General features: G+C 67.8%; 7 protein-coding genes. 4 read left to right on the forward strand and 3 right to left on the reverse strand.

Annotation, left to right across the window (positions count from 1 at the left end; genetic code table 11):
• A partial coding sequence (locus tag JHC79_RS11725) for a hydantoinase B/oxoprolinase family protein (protein WP_296390879.1) occupies positions 1–368 on the reverse strand: 368 nt, incomplete at its 3' end.
• A gap of 11 nt (positions 369–379) precedes the next feature.
• Positions 380–2482 (reverse strand): hydantoinase/oxoprolinase family protein, encoded by a 2103-nt coding sequence (locus JHC79_RS11730; RefSeq protein ID WP_296390881.1) that lies wholly within the window; start codon positions 2480–2482, stop codon positions 380–382.
• 273 nt (positions 2483–2755) lie between these two features.
• Between JHC79_RS11730 and JHC79_RS11735 the strand changes: the two genes are divergently transcribed.
• The 4 genes from JHC79_RS11735 to JHC79_RS11750 are packed head-to-tail and all read left to right on the forward strand — an operon-like array spanning position 2756 to position 5639.
• A complete protein-coding gene (locus tag JHC79_RS11735; protein ID WP_296390882.1) occupies positions 2756–3514 on the forward strand; it encodes a maleate cis-trans isomerase in 759 nt (252 codons plus the stop codon).
• An 18-nt stretch (positions 3515–3532) separates the two neighbouring features.
• Complete coding sequence (locus JHC79_RS11740; protein WP_296390884.1) at positions 3533–4171, forward strand: VOC family protein; 639 nt, start codon at positions 3533–3535, stop codon at positions 4169–4171.
• A complete protein-coding gene (locus JHC79_RS11745) occupies positions 4168–4413 on the forward strand; it encodes a hypothetical protein (protein ID WP_296390887.1) in 246 nt (81 codons plus the stop codon). Before JHC79_RS11740 ends, JHC79_RS11745 begins: the two co-directional genes overlap by 4 nt.
• Positions 4410–5639: an alpha/beta hydrolase gene (locus tag JHC79_RS11750; protein WP_296390889.1), complete on the forward strand. Its 1230-nt coding sequence runs from the start codon at positions 4410–4412 to the stop codon at positions 5637–5639. The genes JHC79_RS11745 and JHC79_RS11750 overlap by 4 nt, the downstream gene beginning before the upstream one ends.
• A 33-nt stretch (positions 5640–5672) precedes the next feature.
• Here JHC79_RS11750 and JHC79_RS11755 read toward each other — a convergent pair.
• A partial coding sequence (locus JHC79_RS11755) for a class I tRNA ligase family protein (RefSeq protein ID WP_296390891.1) occupies positions 5673–6158 on the reverse strand: 486 nt, incomplete at its 5' end.

A 6158-nucleotide genomic window follows, 5' to 3' on the forward strand; every position in this document is an offset into this window, starting at 1 on the left:
TCGATGCCGGGGTTGGTGGCGCGGTGCTGCAGGGTCCAGTAGATGGCGAGGTCGACGGCGCCGACGAGCATCGTGTTGTAGAGACCGACCTGGACCTCCTGGCCCAGTTCGTCGCTCACGGCGAAGTCGAAGTCGTTGGCGTCGGTGACGATGGGTGATCCCGACATGCGTTTGAGTGCCTCACCCATCTCGTCGGTCACCGACCACAGGCGGTGGCGGATCACCTCGTAGGTGAGCGGGTCGAGGTCGTCGATCTGCTGCTGGGTCACGGTGTGCACCTGCAGGGACGGGGGGAGCGAACGGGCGAGCGCGTCGGGATCGACGGGACGGCTGGAGAAGATCTCGGAGCCGGGAATCGCTGAGGTCATGGTGGTTTCTCCTACTGGGCGACGATGCTGAGGTTGCCGAGACGGTCGACGGTGCCGGTGGTGCCGTGGGGCACGACGACCGTCGTGGTCGGGACCTCGACGATGGCGGGACCGGCCACCACGTGCCCGGCGGCGAGCTTGCTGTAGTCGTAGATGTCGGCGTCGACGAACCCGATACGGCCGTCCAGGCAGACCTTGCGTCTGCCGATCCGAGCCGCGGAGGCATCGGGGGAGTCGGCCGACTTCACCTCGGGCAGGGTCGGCGAGAACGGCAGCACGCCGGTCGCGCGGACGCGGTAGGTGATGGCCTGGATGCCGGCCTCACGGAACCCGCTGTCCTTGCCGTAGAGATCGGCGTAGCGCTGCTCGAACAGATCCGACGCGTGCGCGACGCTCGTCGAGTCGAGCGCGCCCTCGGGGAGCGAGGTCGCCACCTCGGCGAGCTGCATCGTGTAGCGCATGTCGATCTCACGCTCGACCTCGATACTGGTGAACGACAGGCCCTGTCGGCTCAGCGCCGCGCGGACACGCTTCTCCAGTCCGGCGAAGTTCTGCTCGGCTCTCGCCGGGTCGAGCGGCATGGCTGCCGGATCCGAGAGTTCTGCCGCCAGAACGATGTTCGACGAGGCCAGACCGTAGGCGGAGAAGGCGGACGCGACCTGACCGAGCGGCACGACCACCTCTTTCACCCCGACCTCGGCGGCGTACCCGGCGCAGTGCGCGGGGCCCGCGCCACCGAAGGCGTAGAGCACGAACTCACGGGGATCGTGGCCGGCCTCGACGACGGTCTTGCGCAGCAGGTCGCCGGTCTGGGCGTTCTGCACCGCGTAGATGGCGGCTGCGGCGTCCTCGATCGACAGACCCAGCGGCTCGGCGATACGACGGCGGATCGCCTCCCGGGCGAGGTTCCTGTCGAGCGGCTTGCGCCCACCCAACAGGCCCCGCTCGGGAAGGATCCCGAGAACGAGGTTGGCATCGGTGTTGGTGGGCTCGGTGCCACCCTGCCCGTAACAGGCCGGACCGGGGACCGCCTGCGCGCTGTGCGGTCCGATCTGCAGGTTGCCGCCCGGATCGACCCAGGCGATGGCGCCGCCACCGGATCCGATCGCGTGCACCTCGAGGGTCGGCACGTTGATCGGGTGGTGGTTGATGATCGTGCTGGACGCACGGACCGGTTCCCCGTCGACGACGAGGCCCACGAGAAACGTCGTGCCTCCGACATCGGTGGCGATCACGTTGCGATGTCCCAGTTGTCGACCGAGGGAGACCGCGCCGACCACGCCGCCGGTCAACACCGACCCGACTGTGCTGATCGCGTTCTTCGGCGCCTCGGCCGCGGCGACGGCACCGCCGTTGCTCTGCATGACCAGCAGCGGTCCGGCCAGTTTCAACTCGCGCAGCTTGGACTCCAACGATCCGAGATAGTCGCGCAGGCCCGGACCGATCTGGGTGCTCATGATGGTGGTGGCGTTACGCGCGAACTCGCGGATACGAGGGCTCACCTCGCTGGACAGGGAGACGAACATGTCCGGGTCGATCTCGTGCACGAGCTCACGGATTCGTTCTTCGTGCACCGGGTTACGGAACGACCACAGCAGTGAGACCGCGATCCCCGACACCCCGTCGGCCACCAGCGACCGGATTGCCGCACGCGCGGAGTCCTCGTCGAGCGCGACGACGATGTTGCCGTCGCGATCGATCCGCTCGGTCACCTCCAACGCGTGCCGCTTGGGGACCAGGCCGTGGGACTTGCTCTGTCCCATGACGTTCTGCAGTTGTTCGGGTGAACCGCCGAGGTAGCGGCCCTCCACGTTCATGATGTAGATCGAGTCCCGATGACCCTTGGTCGTGAGGAATCCGACGGGCGGCACGTTGCCCATGACGAGGGCGTTCAACGATGACGTCGTCCCGTGCGCGATGTGGTGGGTGTCGGCGAGCATCTCCTGCACCGGGCGGCCCACCTGTTCGGCCAGCGCAACCAGCACGTCGATCACGCCCTGCGAGTAGTCCGGGGGAGTCGACGGGGCCTTGGCGGCGACCACGGTGCCGGAACTGTCGTCGAGTACTGCGTCTGTGAACGTCCCGCCGACGTCCACTCCGATCACATAGGTCATTTCCGGTGTGCTCCTTTTGCTACGAGTCGAAGACGCCAGTGATCTCTGAGCCGACACCCGAGCCCTGTTTACGTCTGCGTTGAGTATTCGACGCGTGTGATGACATGTCAAGCACCAATTGTGAGAGCGGTCACCACGCTCTTCCGCCAACCCGTGGTCATTGTGCGCTGCAGCGCTGGTGGCCGGGCCTTGACGTTTCGTCGTGCGCGTCGAATAATCATCGTTAGCGTCGAACTCCACATCGATGCCCTCGTCCACCGGAAGGCCCTGCCCATGACCACCCACCGCATCGGACTCGTGGTACCGAGTTCCAATGTGACGGTCGAGACGGAGATGCCTGCGCTGCTGGCCCGGCACCCCGACGCGTCGTTCTCCTTCCATTCGAGCCGCATGCGGATGCAGGCGGTCTCCCCCGAGCAGCTCCGCGCCATGAACTCCCAGCGGGAGCGGTGCATCCTCGAACTCGGCGACGCCGGCGTGGACGCGATGCTCTACGCGTGTCTCGTCGCGCTGATGGCGGCCGGCCCCGGCGAGCACCAGCGCGTCGAGGGGTTGATCGCCGAGCAACTCGCGGCCGGCGGGTCCGACGCCGCGGTGCGTTCGAGCGCCGGCGCCCTGATCGAGGGCCTCCGGGCCCTCGGTGCCGTCCGCATCGCACTGGTCACCCCGTACATGCGCCCGCTCGCGGAGAAGGTCGTCGAGTACATCGAGGCCGAGGGGATCGCCGTCACCGACTGGCGCGCGTTGGAGGTCTCCGACAACGCCGAGGTGGGCGCCATCGCGGGGTCGCGGGTCATGGAGGCCGCGCGTTCGCTCGATCTCACCGGCGTCGACGCGCTCGTCATATCCGCCTGCGTGCAGATGCCGTCGCTCCCGCTCGTCCAGAAGGCCGAGGACGAGTTCGGCCTCCCGGTCGTCTCGGCCGCAACGGCGGGGGCGTACAGCCTGCTCCGCGCGCTGGATCTGGCGGTCGATCTACCCGGTGCCGGCTCGCTGCTGCGCGCCGACGCATCCGCGACCGTCGTAGCCTGAAACATCAAGGAGAACAGCATGTCCGAACGCAATCACAAGGTCAGAGGCGTCGACCACGTCGCCTACCCGACATTCGACCCGGCCGGCACGGTCGAGTTCTATCGCGACGTCCTCGGCTTCCCGGTCGTGCACTCGATCTGCGCGGCCGGGTGGGGCCCGGAGAAACATCCCGACTTCATCCACTTCTTCTTCGACATCGGCAACGACGACCGGCTGGCGTTCTTCTACTACTTCGGCCTCGAGCCGTTCGAGGGCGGACCGCAGGGCGACGCCTACTCACGCTTCGCCGACGACGTGCCGATCTTCTTCATCCGGTCCCGTCATCTGGCCATCCACGTCGACACCGAGGAGGACCTGCTCGACTACCGCGCGCGACTCGACGGCAGCAATTGGCCGGTCGAGATGCAGATCCAGCACGAGACCATCGAGTCCATCTACACCCACGATCCCAACGGCTACATGATCGAGATCACCAGGGCGATGCGTCCGGTCACTCCGCAGGAGGATCTCGACGCGGAACTGACCATCGACGCGCTGATCGATGTTGTCCGGGGGCCGGAGCCGAGCATGGCGAATCTCCTGGCGCGCAAGGCCGAGCTCATCGTCGAGCGGGCGGCGCAGTGGGTCCCGTCCGATGACGAGGTGGTGGCGCGGTGACCACGCTCTACGTGCTCGACATCCCGGAGAATCACGACATCGCCGCGGTCGCGGACAAGGACCCGTCCGTCGTGGTCGACCACGTCGGGCCCTACTTCCGGATCGTCTCCGACGACGACATCGTCATCGACCGCCGCGCGACCGGATGTCGGCACGCGGTCTGGTACAGCAGCGTCGCCGGCCTCCACGAAAGCCGGATCACGCAGTGGGACAAAGACGCGATGCGCGTCGTGGGCGCGTGACCGTCACCCGTCTCGGCGCGGGTCGGTACATCGATGCGGCACAGGCTCCGGCCGACACCGTCACCTCGCTCCACGAGCTGACGACGTCCGATGGTGCGAAGGTCGCCGGCGTGCTGCGGACGGTGCCGGGCGCGCGGACCGTCGTCGCGCTGATGCATCCCCGTCAGGACCTGACCCACCACGTCCTCGTTCCCGAACTGCTGGCCCGCGGGTTCGGTGTGTGGACCCAGAGCACGCGCTCCCCCAACAACGACATCGCGCTGGTCCACGAACAGGCTCTGCTCGACGCCGCCGCCGGACAGGTCTTCCTGCAGGACGCGGACTTCGATCACGTTGTGACGCTGGGTCACTCCGGTGGTGGAACTCTGTTCGCCTTCTACCACCAGCAGGCCGGGCTGCCGCCGGCGCATCGCCTGCGTCGGACGCCCGCCGGCCGGCCGGTCGATCTCGCGTCGGCGGACATGCCCATCCCGGACGGAGCGGTGTTCATGGCGCCGCACCCGGGGCAGGGCGCCCTGCTGCTCCGCCTCATCGACCCGTCGGTGGTCGACGAGTCCGACCCGCTCTCGGTGGACCCGGCTCTCGATCCGTTCGACCCGGCCAATGGCTTCGCCGAACCCCCGCACAGCTCGCAGTACCCGGACGACTTCGTCCGGCGGTACCGGGCCGCGCAGCGCGCACGGGTCGAACGTCTCGACAAGGTCGCCCGAGAGCGGGTGGCCGAGGCCGCGGACGCGCGACGACGGCACAAGGACATCGGGGATCCGAGAGACCGTCGTGCGGCGCTCATTCCGCGTGTCCTCACGGTGTATCGGACCGACGCCGACCTGCGGTTCACCGATCTGTCGCTCAGTCCCAACGACCGACCCTACGGATCTCTGTTCGGTCGACGCCCCGACCTCACCAATTCCGGCCTGGTCGGCTTCGCGCGGTTCAGCACGCCGGACGCGTGGCTCTCGACGTGGTCCGGTCTCTCGACCAACGCGGACTTCGTGCGCTGCGCACCCGCGATCACCGCGCCGACGTTGTTCGTCGAACTCAGTGGGGATCAGGCGTGCTTCCCCGACGACGCCACCGCCATGACCCAGGCCATCGGCGCCGCCGACGTCACCCGTACATGCGTCGCCGGAACGCATTTCGGTGGACCCATCAGCGACGGAGCCCCGACCGGCGCGAGCCTCGCCGCAGCCGACATCGGACAGTGGTTGGCCGAGCGGTTCGGCTGACGAGCCGAGTCCGCAACGCCTCGGCAGTCACGGTCACGGGACGATGTTGATCATCTTCCCGGGCACGTAGATGACCTTGCGGGGTTCTCCGTCGAGCAGCGCCGCGACCTTCTCGTCGGCCAATGCCGCGGCGGTGACCGATGCCTCGTCGGCATCGGCGGCCACGGTGATCCGGCTGCGCACCTTGCCCTTCACCTGGATCGGGATCTCGACGGTGTCCTCCACCAGCAACGCCTCGTCGGCGACGGGGAACGGGCCGTGCGCCAGCGGCGCCGGATGCCCCAACTGGCCCCACAACTCCTCGGCGATGTGCGGTGCGACCGGTGCCAGCATGAGCAGTAGCGGCTCGACCACGTCCCGCGGTGCGCCCGTCGCGTACTCCTTGGTCAGATGGTTCGTCAGCTCGATCAACTTGGCCACCGCGGTGTTGTCGCGCAGCGCGGCGTAGTCGTCCCGCACACCGGCGATCGTCTTGTGCAGCAGCTTGTTCGCCGACTCACTCGGCGCGTCGTCGGTGAC

Source organism: Williamsia sp. (assembly GCF_016462415.1).
Classification (GTDB): Bacteria; Actinomycetota; Actinomycetes; order Mycobacteriales; family Mycobacteriaceae; genus Williamsia_A.